Consider the following 17,485-nt stretch of genomic DNA (forward strand, 5'->3'; position numbering starts at 1 on the left):
GGCGCGGTGCCGTAGTGCTGGATACTGCGGGCAGCCGTATGCGGTGACCGGTGCCGGACGCGGTGAGCTGGAGGGGACGGTTCGCGTGAGCGAGATACCAGCGAAGGCGACGGGGCCGAGCGGCCCGTCGGGCGACGCGACTGCCGAGGGTGTCGGCGACGGCATGGCCGACGAGCCAGGTGGCGCCGGGGCCGAGGGGCCCGCGGAAGCGACGGCGGACGAGACCTGGCAGAGCAACCCACCCGGCTCGATCTACGACTACATCAAGGTCGCCTCGTTCTCGATCGGCGCCGACGGCCTCGTCGACCAGTGGAGCGTGCGTGCCGAGCGGCTGTTCGGCGTGGCCGCGCGGGACGCCGTGGGCAAGGACCCGATCGAGGCGTTCGTGCCGCCCGAGCTGCGCGCGGGCGGTCACCGCAAGATGGCGGAGATCCTCGACGGGCGGGAGTGGACGGGCGTCGTCCCCTTCCGTTTGCCCGAAGGGGGCCGGCTCGACGGCGGCGGCACGGAAGGCATCGCCGAGGTCTACGTGATGCCGACCGAGACGGAGGACGGTGAGCGGGCCGCGGTCTGCATCGTCGTCGACGTCCGCGCGCTCCGGCAGATCGAGACGGACCTCGCGGCCTCGCAGGCCATTTTCGGCCAATCTCCGTTCGGCTTCCTGCTGTTCGGCACCGACCTGAAGGTGCAGCGCGCCAACCGCCGCTTCGTCGAGGTCTTCGGCGGCGGCGCCGAGGACCAGCGCGGCCGCACTGTGCACGACTACCTGCCGCGCCACGAGGCCGACCGCATGTCCGCCGCCCTCAAACGGGTCCTGGAAACCGGCGACGCCGTGACGGACATGCAGATCGTGGGCCCCACGCCCGGCGGCACCGACCGCAGGCACTGGTCGATCAACCTCTACCGCGTGCACAGCGGTTCGGGCCGCCCGATCGGGGTCGCGGGCCTCGGCACCGACGTCACCAGGCGGCACGCGGCGGCCCGCGAAGCCGCCCACGCCCGCCGCAACCTCGCACTCCTGAACGAGGCGGGCGCCCGCATCGGCAACTCCCTCGACCTGGAGACCACCGCGAGGGAACTCCTCGACGTCGCCGTCCCCGGCTTCTGCGACCTCGCGTCCGTGGACCTCTACCAAGGGCTCCTCGACGGCGACGAGACTCCGCCCGGACTCGCCGACGGCAGCGCGGAGCTGCGCAGAGTGGCCTTCGCGAGCGCCGTCGCGGACGCTCCGTTTCCGGCGGGGACCGGGCCCGTGGACGTGGGCGCCGTGCACCGCTACGCGTTCACGTCGCCGTGCGCCGACGCGCTGCGCACGGCACGGCCCCGGCTGATCACGGCAGGTGACGACGAGTCCGCGAGCCGCCTCACCGGCGGCCTCATCCAGTCGACGCTCGCCGTGCCGATGGTCGCGCACGACACCGTGGTCGGCCTCGCCCAGTTCTCCCGTACGAAGGGCAGCGAACCCTTCGGCGAGCGCGACAGGGCCCTCGCCGTCGAGCTGGCCGCGCGCGCCGCCGTCTGCATGGACAACGCCCGCCTCTACCGCAGGGAGCACGAGCGCGCGCTGATACTGCAACGCTCCCTGCTGCCGCCCGGCGACCCGGAGGCGTCCGGGCTCGACATCGCCTGCCGCTACCTGCCGGGCAACGCGGCCACCGAGGTCGGCGGCGACTGGTTCGACGTCATCGAGCTCCCGGGGCACCGCACCGCGCTGGTCGTCGGCGACGTCATGGGCCGCGGCCTGCGCGCCGCCGTCGCCATGGGCGAACTGCGCACCGCCGTACGCACCCTGGCCCTGCTCGACCTGGAGCCCGCCGACGTCCTCTCCGCCCTCGACGAGATCGCCCGCGGCCTCGGCAACCCCGCGGGGCCCCAGCAGGCCACCCGCGCGGCCCGCAAGGCCGCGGACGCGGACCTCAGTGAGGTGTACCTCGCCACCTGCGTGTACGCGGTCTACGACGCCGTCACGCGACGCTGCACCTTCGCCAACGCGGGCCACCTGCCGCCCGTGCTCGTCGAGCCAGGCGAGTCCGCGCTCATGCTCGACGTGCCCCCCGGCATGCCGCTCGGCGTGGGCGGCGAGCCCTTCGAGGACGTCGAGGTCGAACTCCCCGAGGGTGCCCTGCTCGCGCTCTACACCGACGGCCTCGTCGAATCCCGCGACCATCCGCTGGACGAGGGCCTGAACGCGTTCGTCCGCGCGCTCAGCGACGCGCCACCGGCCCTGGAGGACGTCTGCGACCACGTCCTGAGCACCCTCGACACCCACCACGGAGAGGACGACATCGCGCTCCTGATGGCGCGCGTCGAGGGACTGCCCGCCGAGCACGTCGGCGACTGGACGCTGCCGCGCGACCCCAAGTCCGTGGGCCGCGCCCGCGAACTGGCCTGCGAACAGCTGCGCTCCTGGGACCTGGAGCGGCTCTGCGACACGGCGGAACTCCTGGTCAGCGAGCTCGTCACCAACGCGCTCAGATACGGCGAGGGCGACATCAGACTGCGGCTCCTGCTGGACCGCACCCTGGTGTGCGAGGTGTGGGACGGCGGCTTCGTGCAGCCCCGTCGGCGCCGAGCTCGCGACACCGACGAGGGCGGGCGCGGACTCCAGCTCGTCGGCCTCCTGAGCGCGGCCTGGGGCTCGCGCAGGACGCCGCACGGCAAGACGGTCTGGTTCGAACTGGCGTTGCCGAACGGGGAAGTGGAGCCGATGGACGCGGCGGAGGCGTTGCTCAGTCTGTTCTGACGGTCACGTTCATGTGGCGGCCTTGAGAGGGTTCAGGTGGTCGCCTTGAGGGCGGCGAGGCGGGCTTCGACCTCCGCCGCGTCGCCCAGGCCGTCCAGCTCCTCGAACTGCGCGTCGAGCGAGGAGGCGGCGAGTTCCTGCCTGCCGAGCGCCCGTGCCTCCTCGCGCCGCACCTTCTCCTCGAAGCGGCTCAGCTCGCTGGTCGGATCCAGGACGTCGATGTTCCGGGCCGCGTCCAGCATCTGGTTCTGGGCCTCGGCGGTCTTGGCGCGGGCCACCAACTGGTCTCGGCGTGCGCGCAGTTCCGTCAGCTTGACCTTCATCCGGTCCAGCCCGGACCGCAGCTTGTCCACGATCTCGGTCTGCGACGCGATCGTCGGCTCGGCCTCCTTGGCCTCCTTCTCGGCCTGGAGCTGTCGGCCGAGCGCCACCTTGGCGAGCCGGTCGAACGTGTCGGCCTCCGCGGCGTTCCCGTCCGCGCGCAGCTCGTCGCCCTTCCTGCTCGCGGCGAGCGCCTTGGCACCCCACTCCAGGGCCGCGTCCTGGTCCTCCTTGTGGTCCTGCTCCAGCATCCGGAGATTGCCGATGGTGGCGGCCACCGCCTCCTCGGCCTCCTTGATGTTGTCCGTGTAGTCGCGGATCAGCTGGTCGAGCATCTTCTGCGGGTCCTCGGCCTGGTCGAGGAGCGCGTTGATGTTCGCCTTGGCGAGCTGGGCGACGCGGCCGAGGATGGTCTGCTTGGTCATGAGCTCGCCTCTTTGCGTTGGTCTTCGCGTGGGTCTTTGCGTTGGTCTTCTTACGAGGGGGCCTTGGAGCTAGCCGTCAGGGCTGGTCAGAGCCGGTGGAAGGTCAGAACCTGCCGCCTCCGCCCCGGCGCCCCCGCGTCCCGCCGCCACCGAAGCTCCCGGGTCCGCCGCCACCGAAACCGCCCCCTCCGTAGTGACCGCCTCCGCCGCCCGCGCCGCCGCCCATGCCCCGGCCCATGCCTCCGAGGAGTTCGCCGAGGATGATCCCGCCGAGCACCGCGCCACCCGTACCGCCGCCCCGGCCACCGCCACCGCCGAGCCCTCCGTAGGGGTTGCCGTAGCCCCGTACGTCCCGCTCGGCGAGCTGCTGCGCCTGCCGGGCCAGCGCGTCCGCCTGCTGGGCGTCGGCGAGCGCGGCCGTGGCGTCGTCGTCCTGGGCCGCCTCCGCCTGCCCGAGGTGGCGCTGTGCCTCGGCGAGACGGGTCCGCGCCTCGCTGCCGACGGCGCCGCGGTGCGTGGTCACGAAGTCCGCCGCGACGCCGACGGCGCTGCGCGCGGTGAGCAGGGCCTGGGCGAGCAGGGACCGGGCGCGGCGGTCGGTGACCTCGCGCTCGCGGGCGCCCGCGAGCGCCGCGTCGAGTGCGGCGTCGGCCTCCTCGACGCGGCGCAGGGCCTCGATGGGGTCGTAGGGGCCCGCGGACGTCCGCCCGCGCACCTCGGCGACCACAGACTCCGCGCGGGCGACACGGCCCCGCAGATCGGCCGTGGAGACGCCTTCCGCGGTGCCCTCCAGGAGGCCGCGCGCGTCGGCGAGGTCGGCCTCGGCGTCGGTGAGCGCGGCGGTCAGCTTCTCAGCGGCCCGCGCGAGCTCGTCGGCGAGGCGGTCGACGGCGTCCACGAAGGTGCCCGCCTGGTCGACGGCGCCCTCGGCGGCCCGCAGATGGACGGCGGCGTTCCCGCTCTCGCCCGCGTCCAGGGACTGCCGGGCCTGGTTGAGGTGCGTGGTGGCGAAGACCAGGCGGTCCTTGGCCTGCTCGACATGGCCGACGACGGACGCGGACGCGCTCGGCGCGTACGTCGCACGGAGGGCGTCGAGGGTCTCGCCTGCCGCGTTGGTACGCCCCGCCACCTGCCGGAACACGGTTTCCGCGTGCTCCAGGGCCGCCGGGGCGTTCTTCTCCAGGGCGCGCAGCTGGTCGAAGCCCGCCGTCTCGGCGTCGAGGCGGCGGCCCGCCTCCGTGCAGCGCGCGACGATCTCGTCCAGCATGCGGCGCCTGGTCGGGTCGTCCTCGGGGAAGGCGTCGTCGAGCTCCTGCCGCAGCCGGAACGCGGCCGTCAGTTCGGCCTGTGCGTACGTCAGCGCGGCGCTGAAGGGCTCGGCCGCCTCCTCGCCGTACTGGGCGGTGGCGAAGCCGAGCTCCTCGGTGCTGGTGCGGATCGCGTCGTCGGTCTCCACGAGCAGGCGGCTGGCCTGCTGGTCGAGCTCGGGCAGCGGGGTGAGGTCCTTGCCCGTGCCGCGGCCCCGACCGCCGCCGGGCGTCGTGCGCGTGGTGACCCGCTTTCTGCGCCGCTTGTACGCGACCGTCGCCGCGATCCCGGCCGCGCCCACAGCGACCACGGGGAGCACCAGGTCACCGGCGGTGGAGCCGTCGTCGTCGGCCCCGGGGTCGGCCGAGCCCGGCGTGATCGCGGGGGTCGGCACCGGCTGCCCGGCGAGGACCGCGCGGTAGCCGTTCGCGGCGCCGACGGCGGCTCCCGCCCAGTCGTTCTCGCGCAGGGCGGGCCTGATCGCGGTGGTGGCGACGTCCCGGAGCTGTGCGTCGGTGAGCCGCGAAGCGTCGTCCACGGAGTAGGCGAACTGCCGGTCGCGGGTGGCGACGGCGAGCAGCACGTCGTCGATGCCGAGGCCGTTGCGCCGGGCGGTGGCATCCGCCCAGCTCTGCGCGGAGCGGCCGGAGAAATCGCGCACGTAGGCGACGAAGAGCTGCACGCCGCGGTCGTCGTAGAGTCGGTCGAGTGCCTGCTCGGCGGCGTCCTTCCGGTCCCCGAGCGCGCCCGCCTTGTCGGTGATCTGGCCGGTGCGGGAGAGCGTGACCGGATCGTCGGCGAACGCGCGCGGGGGACACAGCAACGGGAACCAGGCGAGCAGCACGGCCACCGCGGCCGCTGCCGCCCGCCCGGCCAGGTGCGAGGGCGGCGTCACATTTGGGAGCGTATGGCGGTATTCGGGGGGACGCGACCGGGCCGGGTGGCGGCACTCCGAAGCAGCGCGTGGCCACCGCGCGCCCTCCCACGCGTCCCCTCAGATGCTGAAGCGCTCCTTGGCGAGCAGCGGCCGCACGCGCGTGGCGAAGCCGCCGGTGCGGAACGGCGCCTGCAGCAGTCCGGGCCGCAGTTCCTGGGCGAGGGCCGCAGCGATCATGCCCTGGTCCAGGGCGAGCGCGAAGTCGCTGACCCGTCCGCTGCGCACGTCCACGGAATCGCGGAATCCGTACGTCTCGTCGTACGCCCCGAAGTCGCGCTCCAGCGCCTTCAGGTTGTCGATGGCCGCCCCGCGCGCGTGGGGGAGCGCCAGGAAGGAGGCGTGCGGCGTGACGACGCCGAGGGAGTGGTAGCCGTCGACCTGCATGCCGATCGCGTCGACGCCGTACTCGCGGTACCCGCCGTCGGGGATGTTCGCGGGGGAGAAGCCCCAGTAGCCGTACCTCTCCTCGATCAGACCGTGTTCGATCTGGGCGCGCACATAGCGGTCGTGCGTGGTGCCCCACGCGCGCGGGGACCACTCGGGCTCGGGCACGAAGAGCGGCACCATGAGCGCCTCGAACATCGAGCCGCCCCAGGTGGGCACGAGCTTGCGCCCCCGGTAGGTGTAGTGGCCCTGCCAGACGCGGACGCCGTCGATGGTGACGTAGCCGCCGCCGGGCCGCTGTTCCTGCTCGTGCTCGGGGAGCATGGTGCGCAGCAGGTGCCAGTAGTGGTCGGCGGGGATCGAGCCGTCCGCGATGCCGAGGTAACTGGCCATGCGCGGCTCGGTGTTGAGGGCGCCGTAGTGATGGGCGGTCGGCTCGCCGGTGTCGGTCCAGAACCCGCCGCGCAGCTGTCCGGGGCCCGCGACCGGGTCCGCCGGGTCGTACGGCGTGTAGAAGTACGACCAGTCCGCGCCCGCCAGCAGCTTCGCGACGCGGGGGCGCAGGGCGGGGTCGGCGTGGGCGGCGATGCGCAGACCGGTGACCAGCCAGGCGTTGTCGACGGACGACAGGAACGGGCGGACCGGGTCGCCGGTGCCCGGCCAGCTGGTGAGGACCGAACCGTCGTGCGCGTCGTACCAGTTGAGCCAGAAGCCGTGGTGCCGCTCCAGCTTCTCGACGGCCGCGACGGTGCGGGCGAGGCGGCGGTGCATCGCGCCGTCGCCGATGACGCCGAGGCCGCGGGCGGCGACGGTGGTCCAGAGCCCGCAGCCGATGTTGGTCGGCGAGGTCTGGCGCGAGGGGACCGGGGTGCCGGGGCCGCTGACGTCGATCTTGTCGGCGGCGAGACCGAGGTCGGTCGTCATTGCCTCGATCGAGTGATGCGTGGCACGGAACCACTTCCGCAGCAGCGGTGTATCAGAGGTATGAGGACGAAACGAAGGAACCCGCGGGGCCGCTGCGGCGGCCGGTGCGCCACCGAGGGCCAGGGCAGCGGCCCCGGCTCCCGCCCCGGCGGCGAGGAATGTACGACGATCCATGAAGGTCCAACTCCCAGTGACAGGTGTGCCGGTGACAGGTATGGAAGGGGAGGTTCGTGGCGTGCGGCGGTGATACGGGGACCGACCGCTGTCAGGTGCGGTCGGCCCCCGAGCTGGGGAGGGTGCGCTGAACTAGTCGGCCAGGCGCGGGAGTTCCCGCGTGCGGCCGAGCCCGCCCAGCCAGTGCGCGGACGGCTTCGGCGTGCGGGCGAACGTCTCGCGGTCCCAGGCGATCAGTCCGAACGCGGGCGCGTAGGAGCCCCACTCGTAGTTGTCCAGGGCGCTCCAGGCCAGGTAGCCGCCGATGTTGAGGCCGTCCTCCAGGCAGGCGGCGACCTCGTCGAGCGCGCCCTTGTAGTAGTCGACGCGGCGCGCGTCGTCGTCCGTGGCGATGCCGTTCTCGGTGACGATCAGGGGCACTCCGGCATCGGCGAGCACGGCGGCGGTGTGGCGCAGCGCGTGCCCGACGGCGGCCGGGTAGTACTCCCACTGCGTGAGGGTCCGCTCGGCGTCGTCCGGCGCCGGTATCGGACCCTCGGCGCCGATCCGGGTGCGCGTGTAGGACTGCACGCCGATCCAGTCGTCGCCGCGCGCGGCCTCGATGAAGACGTCCTCGCGCGGGTGGCGGTACGCGGCGGTGACCTCCTCCGCGCCGGGCAGCGCCTGGTAGACCTGGTTGGCGACGGTCCAGCCCACGCGGATGGCCGGGTCGATCGCCCTGACCTCCTTCACGGCGGCGTGGTGCGCGGCGATCACCGCGTGCGTGGTCTCGTCGTCCGGGGTCGGCAGCCCCGCGGGCGGGAAGCCGATGTCGCCGCGCTTGGCCTGCCCGGCCATGACGGCGATCATGTTGGGCTCGTTGATGGTGCACACGTACGGCACACCGTCGGCGATGACGGGCGCGCAGGCGGCGACGTACCGCGCGAACAGTTCGGCGGAGTCCTCGGCCGTCCAGCCGCCCCGCGCCTCGAACCACTGCGGCACGGTGAAGTGGTGCAGGGTGACCATCGGCCGCAGACCGCGCTCGATCGCGCCCTCGACCATCCGCCGGTAGTGCGCGAGCTCCGCCCGGGAGAACCGGCCCTCGGCGGGTTCGATGCGGGCCCACTCGATGCTGAACCGGTAGTCGGTGAAGCCGAGTTCGGCGAGCAGGTCCATGTCCTTGGGCCAGCGGTGGTAGCTGTCGCAGGCGTCCAGGCTGGGTTCCTGGATGTGGGTGCCGGTGCTGTGCTCCTTCACCCACCAGTCGCTGTTGGTGTTATTGCCCTCGATCTGGTGGGCGGCGGTGGAGGCGCCCCACAGAAAGCCTTCGGGGAACGGGATCGGGGTGTGCGTCATCGCGAGATGTCTTTCTCTTGCAAGGTGGGGGAGTGCCGGGCGGGGCGAGCGGCGCCCGTGGGGCTACTTCATGCCCGCGGTGGCGATGCCCTGGGTGAAGTACCGCTGCAGCACGGCGAAGACGATCAGGACCGGCAGCACGATCAGGAACGCCCCGGCCATCAGCATCCCGTTGGATCCGGACGACTTGTTGGGGTCGGTCGCGAAGGTGGCGAGGGCGACCGGGAGGGTGTACTTGTCGGGGTCGTTGGTCGCGATCAGGGGCCAGACGAAGTTGTTCCAGGACCCGAGGAACGTGAAGATCGAGAGCGTCGCGAGGGCGGGCTTCACCAGCGGCATCACGATCCGCCAGAAGATGTACCACTCGCCGGCGCCGTCCATCCGGGCCGCTTCGAGGAGCTCGTCGGGGATCGACTGCATGAACTGCCGCATGAGGAAGACCCCGAAGGCACCGGCCGCGAAGGGCAGCACCAAGGCGGCATAGGAGTCGATCAGTTGCAACTTGCTCATCAGCACGAACAAGGGCAGCAGCATCAGGTTGCCGGGCACCATCAGGGCGCCGAGCACCAGGGCGAAGATCTTGTTCCGGCCGATGAAGTTCAGCTTGGCCAGTGCATATCCGAGCATCGAGCAGAAGACGAGATTGGCGACGGTGACGAGCACCGCGACAATCACCGAATTCATGAAGTAGAGCGGCAGATCGAGCTTGTCGAGCAGCCGGTGGAAGCTGTCCAGGGTCCACTCGGACGGAATCCAGACGGGCGGACTCGCGGTCAGTTCCTCGGCCGACTTGAAGGCCGAGAGGGCCATCCAGAGGAACGGCGCGGACATGACGAGAAGTCCGGCGGAAAGGAGCACATAGACGAGCGGCCGCTTCATCACCTGGGACTTGGCGCTCATTTGGTGTTGTCCTTCAGCAGTCGGAGCTGGAGCACCGTGATGCCCATGATCACCACGAAGAGGACGTACGCCATGGCGCTGGCATAGCCCATGTGGAAGAAGTTGAAGCCCTCGCGGTACATGTTCAGCGACACGGTGAGCGTGGAGTCCGAAGGACCGCCCTGCGTCATGACGAACGGCTCCTCGAAGACATTGAGATAGCCGATCGTGGTGATCACCGTGGCGTAGAGCAGCGTGGGCCGCAGCAGGGGAACGGTGATCCGGCGGAGTTCCTGCCAGGCGCCGGCCCCGTCCAGCTTGGCGGCCTCGCGGACCTCGGTCGGAATGGCCTGCAGTCCGGCGATGAAGAGCACCATCACCGTGCCGAGGTTGCGCCAGACGGCCATCGCGATGAGCGAGGGCATGGCGAGCGTCTCGCTGCCGAGGAAGTCCGGTGCGGTGAGCCCGAGTTCGGCGCAGAGTCCGGCGATGAGCCCGTCGCTCGGGTCGAGCACGAACCGCCAGACGACGGCCACCGCGACGATGGAGGTCACGACAGGTGCGTAGAACCCGACCCGGAAGAAGGTCCGGGCGCGATCGATCCCGTTGTTGAGGAGGACGGCCACGAGGAGCCCGAGGAAGAGGGTGAGCGGAACGCCGATCACCACGAAGTACCCGGTGTTGAAGAGGGCCGTGAGGAACTTCTCGTCGCCGAAGAGCTTGGTGTAGTTCTCGAAGCCGATGAAGTTCGCTTCCCAGGGCCGGGTCACGTTGCGCAGCCCGAAGTCGGTGAAGCTCATGGCCAGCGTGGCGACGATGGGGAACGCCATGAAGACGGTGAACAGGACCAGGAAGGGGGTGGAGAAGAGCCACCCGGCCCAGTTCTGAACGCCCAGGCCGCGCTTGCGTCCGCGTCCGTGCTCGCGTCGTCGGCCGTCGGGGCCCTCGCGGCCGTCCTCGGAGCCGGTGGCCGGGGACGGAGCAGTCCCCGGGCCGCCGCCCCGCGCTCCGGCCACCGGTGCGGCGGCCTTTCCGCTAGTGGTGCTCATGATCGCTGCCTACTTCACGAGGTTCTCGATCTCGGACTGCGCCTTCTCGGCGGCGTCCTCGGCGGAGGCCTTGCCCTGGGTCACCGACTCGATGGCCGCGTCGACCTTGGAGGTCACCTCGGTCCACTTGGCCAGCGCGGGCGAGGTCTTGGCGGTCTCCATCTGCTTCTTGAAGACCTGCAGATCGGGGTTGTCGGCGAGTTCGCCGCTCTCCCACGCCTTGGTGTTGGCGGGCAGGTCGCTGGTGCGCTCGAACCAGTCGGCCTGGCCCTTGGTGTCGGTCAGGTGCTGGATGAACTCCTTGGCGGCGGCCTTGTGCGGGCTGTCCTTGGAGATCACCAGGCTCGATCCACCGGCCATCGACGTGGAGGTCTTGTCGGCGGGCACGGGAGCGACGCCCCACTTGCCCTTGAGGCCGGGGTACTGGTCCTTGATCAGCGTGCTGATCCAGGGTCCTGAGAAGAACATCGGGACGTCGCCGGTGTTGAAGTCCTTCAGCGGGTCGTAGCCGGGCTGCGAGCTCTTCATGCTGAGCCCGTCCTTCATGTACGCGCCGTACTCCTTGAGGGCCTTCACCGTGGCGGGGCTGTCGAAGGCGGCCTTGCCGTCCCCGTCGACGATCTCGCCGCCCGCCGAGTACAGGAAGGGGTAGAAGGACTGCACGGTGTCGAGGCCGCGGGGCTGGAGGTAGATGCCCCACTTGCCGTCGCCCTTGTCCCGCAGGGCCGATGCCATGTCCCGCAGCCCCTTCCAGTCGGCCGGGGGCTTGCCGACGCCCGCCTTCTTCGCGAGGTCGGTGCGGTAGTAGAGCACGCGGGTGTCCACGTACCAGGGCACGCCGTACGAGGTGCCGTCCACCTCGCCCTGCTGCCAGCCCGCGGGGAAGAAGTCCTTCTTGTCGAAGGTCTTGGTGTCCACCGGCTCCAGGACGCCGAGTTCGGCGAACTCGCCGAGGTAGCTGCCGCCCATCTGGGCCACGTCGGGCAGCTTGCCCGCGGCGGCCGCGGAGACCAGCTTCTGGTGGGCGACGTCCCAGCCGACGGGGGTGACCTTGACCGTGATGTTCGGGTTCGCCTTCTCGTACTTCTCGGCGACCTCCGCGAGCTTCTCGCCCTCGGCACCCATGGCCCAGACGGTGAGCGTCTGCTTCTTGTCGGCGGCGACTTCGTCACCGGCGGAGCTGCCGCACGCGGTGACGGCGAACGCCGTCGCGAGTGCGATGGCGACCGAAGCGGTTCTGGCGGCGCGGTGCATGGACGGCTCCTCCTTGAGCTTCCCTGACGTCCCGGCGTCTTGCGGTGCCGGATGTATGCGCTGTCTGTAAGCGCATACATCACTCTGTGGCAGTGTCCCTGGTGACCGCAAGAGGGTCTTGGTCACACTCCCGTAACGGGGGTGACATGGGAGGCGTGGGCGAAGTGCGTGGCTTGAGCAAGCTATGCGGGATGTTTGCATCCTGAAAGGAAATGTGGCGGTTGCCTCATGCTCCGCAGTCCAGTTGGCGCCGGGTGGCCTGAGCCTCGCCGGTCCGGGCCACGCCGAACCTTGGTCCGGGCCGCATCGGTCCCTGGTCCGGGTCGCGCCGGGCCCTCGTTAGGGTCGCCGCATGCCCGCGTTCTCGCACGACTTCCCCTTCGACCCGGCGTACGGCCACACCCTCGACGACCTCCTCGCGGTGCCCGCGCCGCCCGCACCGGCCGACTTCGCCGCCTTCTGGCGGGCCCGCCACGAGGCCGCCCGCGCGGTTCCGACCGCGCCCGTCGTCGGCCCCGTGGAAGAGGTGCGCGACGGGGTCCGTGTGCACGGGGTGACGTACACGTCGGTCGGTGGAGTGCGCGTCGGGGGCTGGCTCGTGCTGCCCGACGACGGTCCCGTGGAGCACGGCCCCGTGGAGCACGGCTTCGTCGTCGGGCACGGCTACGGCGGACGCGATGAACCGGGCCCGGACGTCCCGCTTCCGCTGCCCCGTTCGGCCGCGCTGCTGCCCTGTGTCCGGGGCATGGAGACCCGGGGCCGTCGGCCCGGCATCCCGAGCCGGGCCGACGAGCACGTGCTGCACGGCATCGGGTCCCGCGACACCTACGTGCTCGCGGACTGCGTGGCCGACCTCTGGTGTGCGGCGTCAGCGCTGCTCGAACTGGTTCCCGGGCTGACCGGGGGCGACGGGGGAGAGAGGCAGCCTTCCCTGGGCTACCTCGGGGAGAGCTTCGGCGGTGGCCTGGGCGCGCTCGCCCTGCCCTGGGACGACCGTTTCGCCGCCGCGCAGCTGACCGTGCCCACCTTCGGCAACCACCCGCTCCGGCTCACGCTCCCGTGCGTGGGCAGTGGGGAGGCGGTCCGCGCGTACCACCGGGAGCACCCCGAAGTCACCGGTGTGCTGCGCTACTTCGACGCGGCGACGGCGGCGACGTACCTCCGCGTACCGACCCTGACGGCGCCCGCGCTCTTCGATCCCTCGGTCCCGCCGCCGGGCCAGTTCGCGGTGCACAACGCGATCGCGGGCCCGCGCGAACTCCATGTCCTGGAGGCGGGCCACTTCGCGTACGAAGGCACGGAGCGGGAGACGAAGGCGCTGCGGGACGCCCGCGAGAGGTTCTTCGCCGAGCACCTCGACTGAGGCCGGTCCGCACCGCCCCCCCCGCAGGAGAAGAGGCGCCCTATCGCCTTATTCGCGCCCGCACCCGCAGCTGGCCCGTCGCACCACGCTCACCGGCAGCATCAGATCGACGGGCTCCCGTTCGCGCTCCGCGCCGAGTCGGCGTACGAGCAGTTCGACCGCCTCCTCGCCGAGCTGGCGCATCGGCTGGCGCACGGTCGTCAGCGCGGGCCGCACCAGGCGGCTGAGCGGGATCCCGTCGAATCCGGTGACGGCGATGTCGTCCGGCACCCGCACCCCGCGCCGCTCCAGCGCGTGCAGCGCGCCGATGGCCATCTGGTCGTTGGCGAAGAGCATGGCATCGGGCGGCGGTCCGGCCGCGTCGGCCCGGTCGAGGAGTTCGTCGGCGGCCCGCGCCCCCTCCGCCTGGGTCATCATCTCGGCGCGCAGATCGGGCTCTTCGCGCACCGGAAGCCCGGCCGCCCGGCACGCCTCCCGATAGCCGAGGAACCGCGCCTGCGCGTCGGGCGAGCGCTCCTCACCGCCGACGAAGGCCAGCCGCCGCAGCCCGTGGTCCTCGACCAGGTGCCGGGTCAGCTCGCGCTGCCCGTCGGCGTTGGCGACCTCGATGTGGTCGAGGTGGTCGAGCTCGTCGTTCTCGCGGGGCCCGGCGAGCATCACGACGGGCAGCCGCCGCGAGATCACGTCGAGGTCCTCGGTCGGCACGGTCCTGGACAGCACGGCGAAGCCGTCGACCCGCCCCGCGACCTTGGCGACCAGGCTCTCCGGGCCGCCCTTGAGGGAGGCGGCGATCAGCAGCGCGTACCCGTGCCGACGGGCGGCCCGCTCCATGCCGCGGATGATCTGGTCGGAGTAGAGCATGAAGGCGTGGTCGTCGTCGGCGTCGGCCGCGGCGGCCTCGGTCTCGGTGTCCGGGTCCGAGAGGTCGGGGAAGCAGAGCCCGAGCACGCCGGTGGAACGGCTGGCGAGCCCGCGGGCGTTCCCGCTGGGCACGTAGCCGAGCTCGCGGGCCGCGGCGAGCACCCGCTCGCGGGTCTTCTCACGGACCGAGTCCGGGGTGCGGTAGACGCGCGACACCGTCGCGATGGAGACGCCCGACCGCTCGGCGACGTCGTACACCGTGGGAGTTGTGCTCACCCGATCGCCTGCTCGTTTCTCGCTGCTGATGTGCGTCACTGACGCCTTCGATGCCCGTCACCGACGCCTTGCGGAACCGGCCTCGGCCGGATTGAAAGCGCATTCACAGTAGGCGCGTACGGTGACCGTGAGCAAGGCCGGGTCCCCTTCCGGGGGTGGCGGGAACGGGGAGGAGCGCAGGTGGGCGGGGTCTGGGCAGGGGTGCGCGAGCGGGTGCTCGCGCTGCGCGCCGCGCCGAACCGGCGGGCGGTCTTCGGCGCGTACTTCAAGGAGTGCGGCCACGGTTTCGCACTGCGCCCGGTGCTGACCGAGGAGCAGGTCGAGGCCGTGGAGCGGCGGCGCGGGGTGACCTTCCCCGCCGAGTACCGCGCTTTCCTCCTGGAGGTGGGGGCGGGCGGTGCGGGCCCGGACTACGGGCTGTTCCCGGTGGATCCCGGCGAGGACGCGGCCCCGTCGGGAACCGACGCCGACGCCGACGCCGATACCGATGCCGACACCGATGCCGACATCGACACCGCACCCCCGCTGTTCCGCCCCGAGCGCACCGCGGAGTGGGAGGAGCACCAGTCGGCCGAGCCCCAGCGGTCCGCGTACGGCGACACGGCAGGGGAGGCGGCGAGGTTCCGCGCGGACCACGCGGCCTGGGACGCGCGCGACGACGAACTCCTGGCGGCCCTGACCGACGGCGCCCTCTACGTGAGCGAGCAGGGCTGCGCCTACTACACGCTGCTCGCCCTCACCGGACCCGAGCGCGGCACGATGTGGCACGACGCCCGCGCGGCCGCCGAGGGGGTGATCCCCGTCGAACTCGCCGGCAGCGCGGAGAGGGTCACGTTCGCCCAGTGGTACGTCCACTGGCTGACGATCGCGGAACGCCGGGCGTGGGAGGAGCCCGCGCGGAAGGAAGCCGGGGCGTAGCCCGCTACCCCTGCTTCCGCCCCCAGATCAGCAGCCCCGGCAGTTCCCCCGTCTTGTCGTTGTCACCGGGGCGCAGCCCTGACTTGGCGCTGTTCTTCCAGGTCATCGTGACGAGCGGGGTTCCGCCCTCGCCGACGGTCACCTTCGAGCCCGCGTAGCGCTCGCCGGGGGCCGTCTTCTCGCGCAGCCGGGCCGCGATGGACTCGGCCGCCCGTTTCGACGCCGTACGCGCGCACAACTTCTCCGAGGACGACGCGGACGACGAGGACGACGCGCCGCCCTTGCCGAGGCGCCCGCCGATCGCGAAGAGCACGGCGTCCGCGTCCTCGCGCTCGGCGTAGTACGTCGCTTCGTACACGTCCCCCAGGCAGTCCGCGATCTCCGCGTAAGCGTCCTCGTCCAGCAGGGACTTGTCGGGTTCGGCGAGCCCCAGCTTCACGTCCGAGCGGATGCTGACGCGAGTGGAGTCGGACACCTCGTAGGTCGTGGCGTCACCGGACTTCTTGTAGCGGGTGCCGCCGTCGGCGTCGGTGGCCCGGTAGCCCCGCTTCTTCATCGCGCGGGCGACCGCGTCCGTGTCGAAGCGGCCGGTGAGCAGCGAGCCGTCGCCTACCTGGACCGACGCCCGTACGTCCTTCGCGTCGAACCCCCAGTCCGCGCGGACGTTGCCGCCCGTGTACCCGTGCTGGACGACTTCGAGGATTCCGTAGCCCGCGAGGCCCCGGTAGAGCGCGGGGTCCGCGGCCACGAGTCGGCGCGTGGTGCGCACGTCGCGGTAGGTCACCGCCTGGTCGGAGGCGGACGCCGGGACCGCGTCGAGGGCCTGTTCGAGGCCCGTGCCGTCGTCGCCGTCCCCGTCGTCCCCGCCGGGGAGGGAGCAGGCCGCCGCGCTCGCGCTCAGCGCGCCGGTGAGCAGGAGGGCCAGGAAGGGGCGGGGTATGCGCATGCGCGGCAGTGTGGCACAAGGGGCGGAGCGGGGAGGCTCAGCCGGTGAACTCCACCTCCGGGTAGCGCTTCGACGGCTCGTCGAGCAGGCCGTCGTCCTTCCCGCGCAGCCACCGGTCGAAGAACGAGGCCACGTACGCCCGTTGGGCCGCCACCGCCCGCGCCGGGTCGATCGTGCCGATGTTCTCCTCGACGGTCCCCCGGTCGACCCCGGCCTGCGGCAGGAGCGCGGAGAGGTCCGTGTACGCCTGGTGCCGCGAGCCCCGCAGCGTCAGGTCGCGCTGCCATCCGGTGCCGTGCGACAGGAACGCGCGCCAGGACGGCTCGGTCGGGCGGTCGCTGCCCATCAGCAGGAACGGGCGGTCGAGGCCGTGCCGCGCGACCGGCATCAGGTTCGTGCCGATCGGATCCGGGTTGAACTCCAGCGTGCCGTCCAGGTTGACGCCCGCCCTGACCCTGCGGTCCTCGTACATCGTCTCCGCGGCGGCGATTCCGCCCGCGGAGTGGCCGAACATGCCCACGCGCCGCCGGTCGACGATCTTTGAAAGGCCGTGGGGGAGCGAACCGAGGCTGTCGAGCAGGAACGTGGAGTCGGCGACCCGTACGTCGGTGGTCTTCTTGAGGAATTCCGGCACGGCGTCGTTCTTCCGCGCCTCCTCGAACGCCTCCATCAGCGGCGCGAAGTCCTTGACCGAGCCGTCGGGGAACTGCACGGCCGGGCTCTCGTAGGTGTGGTCGACGGTCACGACGACGTATCCCCGGCTGGCCATCTCCTCGACGAGCGAGGTCCCCCAGGTGCGCGGGTCGCCCGCACCCGCGGCGTACACGAGCACGGGGCGCCGCCCGCCCCGCGCGTCGGCGGGCGCCCCCTCGCGGGCGTGGGTACGCGTGGCGGCGAAGTCGAGCGCGCCCTTCGGGACGCCGTGCGGCGACATGGCGTCCCAGCGGGTGGCGGCGCCCGGCGCCATGTAGTGCGCGCGGGCGCGGTCGTCGCCGGAGCCGGGCGCGGCCGGGTACCAGACGCTGATCATCAGCTCGCGGTACGGCCGTGCGGGCACCCACGGGTCGTGGCGCGAACGGTCGACGAGCCGCGCCGAGACGGTTCCGATGCCGTACGGGCCGGTGGGCGCGGGGAGTTGGGCGGCGGGGGCCCCGGCCGCCGCGGCCGCACGCGCCGACCCGGGCGCGGACGTGGACGCCGAGGCGGACACCGGCAGCAGCGCCGCCGCGAGCCCGGTGGCCGCGATTCCCATCAACGTACGACGCGTCAAAGCGGAGGAAGCCGTGGAAGAAGTCATGCCCCCATGCTGCTTCCGGGCGGTCCGCCGGACCATGGGGGCGATCACGAGAATCCCCCTGGGGGATTACCCCCAGGGGCCCGCCCGC

General features: G+C 72.0%; 13 protein-coding genes. 3 read left to right on the forward strand and 10 right to left on the reverse strand.

From position 1 onward, the window contains the following. Window positions 1-85 precede the first annotated feature (85 nt). Entirely contained in the window at window positions 86-2,743 is a 2,658-nt protein-coding gene (locus KY5_RS26375) for a SpoIIE family protein phosphatase (protein ID WP_418952818.1), read from the forward strand. A gap of 32 nt (window positions 2,744-2,775) precedes the next feature. Here KY5_RS26375 and KY5_RS26380 read toward each other — a convergent pair whose 3' ends face one another. The 7 genes from KY5_RS26380 to KY5_RS26410 form a co-directional block, all read right to left on the reverse strand. Then, window positions 2,776-3,489, reverse strand: a complete 714-nt coding sequence (locus tag KY5_RS26380; protein WP_098244552.1) for a PspA/IM30 family protein — start codon at window positions 3,487-3,489, stop codon at window positions 2,776-2,778. 103 nt (window positions 3,490-3,592) lie between these two features. After that, complete coding sequence (locus tag KY5_RS26385) at window positions 3,593-5,692, reverse strand: TPM domain-containing protein (protein ID WP_199843248.1); 2,100 nt, start codon at window positions 5,690-5,692, stop codon at window positions 3,593-3,595. A 99-nt stretch (window positions 5,693-5,791) separates the two neighbouring features. Further along, on the reverse strand, window positions 5,792-7,216 hold the full coding sequence (locus KY5_RS26390; protein ID WP_098244553.1) for a glucoamylase family protein: 1,425 nt from the start codon (window positions 7,214-7,216) through the stop codon (window positions 5,792-5,794). Between the two features lie 132 nt (window positions 7,217-7,348). Then, complete coding sequence (locus KY5_RS26395; RefSeq protein WP_098244554.1) at window positions 7,349-8,554, reverse strand: glycoside hydrolase family 1 protein; 1,206 nt, start codon at window positions 8,552-8,554, stop codon at window positions 7,349-7,351. A gap of 63 nt (window positions 8,555-8,617) precedes the next feature. After that, window positions 8,618-9,454 (reverse strand): carbohydrate ABC transporter permease, encoded by an 837-nt coding sequence (locus KY5_RS26400; RefSeq protein WP_098244555.1) that lies wholly within the window; start codon window positions 9,452-9,454, stop codon window positions 8,618-8,620. Then, window positions 9,451-10,482: a carbohydrate ABC transporter permease gene (locus KY5_RS26405; RefSeq protein ID WP_098244556.1), complete on the reverse strand. Its 1,032-nt coding sequence runs from the start codon at window positions 10,480-10,482 to the stop codon at window positions 9,451-9,453. Before KY5_RS26405 ends, KY5_RS26400 begins: the two co-directional genes overlap by 4 nt. Window positions 10,483-10,491: 9 nt before the next feature. Continuing rightward, complete coding sequence (locus KY5_RS26410) at window positions 10,492-11,736, reverse strand: sugar ABC transporter substrate-binding protein (protein ID WP_098244557.1); 1,245 nt, start codon at window positions 11,734-11,736, stop codon at window positions 10,492-10,494. Between the two features lie 352 nt (window positions 11,737-12,088). Between KY5_RS26410 and KY5_RS26415 the strand changes: the two genes are divergently transcribed. Then, entirely contained in the window at window positions 12,089-13,099 is a 1,011-nt protein-coding gene (locus tag KY5_RS26415) for an acetylxylan esterase (RefSeq protein WP_098244558.1), read from the forward strand. Between the two features lie 48 nt (window positions 13,100-13,147). On the opposite strand, the gene KY5_RS26420 is transcribed toward KY5_RS26415, so the two are convergent. Beyond that, complete coding sequence (locus KY5_RS26420) at window positions 13,148-14,218, reverse strand: LacI family DNA-binding transcriptional regulator (protein WP_199843632.1); 1,071 nt, start codon at window positions 14,216-14,218, stop codon at window positions 13,148-13,150. 198 nt (window positions 14,219-14,416) lie between these two features. On the opposite strand from KY5_RS26420, the gene KY5_RS26425 reads away from it, so the two are divergent. After that, window positions 14,417-15,154, forward strand: a complete 738-nt coding sequence (locus KY5_RS26425) for an SMI1/KNR4 family protein (protein ID WP_159072601.1) — start codon at window positions 14,417-14,419, stop codon at window positions 15,152-15,154. Between the two features lie 4 nt (window positions 15,155-15,158). Here the strand turns inward: KY5_RS26425 and KY5_RS26430 are convergent, their stop codons facing one another. Next, window positions 15,159-16,100, reverse strand: coding sequence for a hypothetical protein (locus tag KY5_RS26430; protein ID WP_098244561.1), 942 nt, complete (start codon window positions 16,098-16,100; stop codon window positions 15,159-15,161). Between the two features lie 37 nt (window positions 16,101-16,137). Next, on the reverse strand, window positions 16,138-17,397 hold the full coding sequence (locus KY5_RS26435; protein ID WP_098244562.1) for an alpha/beta hydrolase family protein: 1,260 nt from the start codon (window positions 17,395-17,397) through the stop codon (window positions 16,138-16,140). Window positions 17,398-17,485: the final 88 nt, after the last annotated feature.

Origin of the sequence: Streptomyces formicae, assembly GCF_002556545.1 — a bacterium.
Classification (GTDB): Bacteria; Actinomycetota; Actinomycetes; order Streptomycetales; family Streptomycetaceae; genus Streptomyces; species Streptomyces formicae_A.

What these genes read in the sequence shown, in the direction of transcription:
- KY5_RS26380 (WP_098244552.1), bottom strand. Translation starts at nt 3,489, where the DNA reads ATGACCAAGCAGACCATCCTCGGCCGCGTCGCCCAGCTCGCCAAGGCG.
- KY5_RS26390 (WP_098244553.1), bottom strand. Translation starts at nt 7,216, where the DNA reads ATGGATCGTCGTACATTCCTCGCCGCCGGGGCGGGAGCCGGGGCCGCT.
- KY5_RS26395 (WP_098244554.1), bottom strand. Translation starts at nt 8,554, where the DNA reads ATGACGCACACCCCGATCCCGTTCCCCGAAGGCTTTCTGTGGGGCGCC.
- KY5_RS26400 (WP_098244555.1), bottom strand. Translation starts at nt 9,454, where the DNA reads ATGAGCGCCAAGTCCCAGGTGATGAAGCGGCCGCTCGTCTATGTGCTC.
- KY5_RS26405 (WP_098244556.1), bottom strand. Translation starts at nt 10,482, where the DNA reads ATGAGCACCACTAGCGGAAAGGCCGCCGCACCGGTGGCCGGAGCGCGG.
- KY5_RS26410 (WP_098244557.1), bottom strand. Translation starts at nt 11,736, where the DNA reads ATGCACCGCGCCGCCAGAACCGCTTCGGTCGCCATCGCACTCGCGACG.
- KY5_RS26415 (WP_098244558.1), top strand. Translation starts at nt 12,089, where the DNA reads ATGCCCGCGTTCTCGCACGACTTCCCCTTCGACCCGGCGTACGGCCAC.
- KY5_RS26430 (WP_098244561.1), bottom strand. Translation starts at nt 16,100, where the DNA reads ATGCGCATACCCCGCCCCTTCCTGGCCCTCCTGCTCACCGGCGCGCTG.
- KY5_RS26435 (WP_098244562.1), bottom strand. Translation starts at nt 17,397, where the DNA reads ATGACTTCTTCCACGGCTTCCTCCGCTTTGACGCGTCGTACGTTGATG.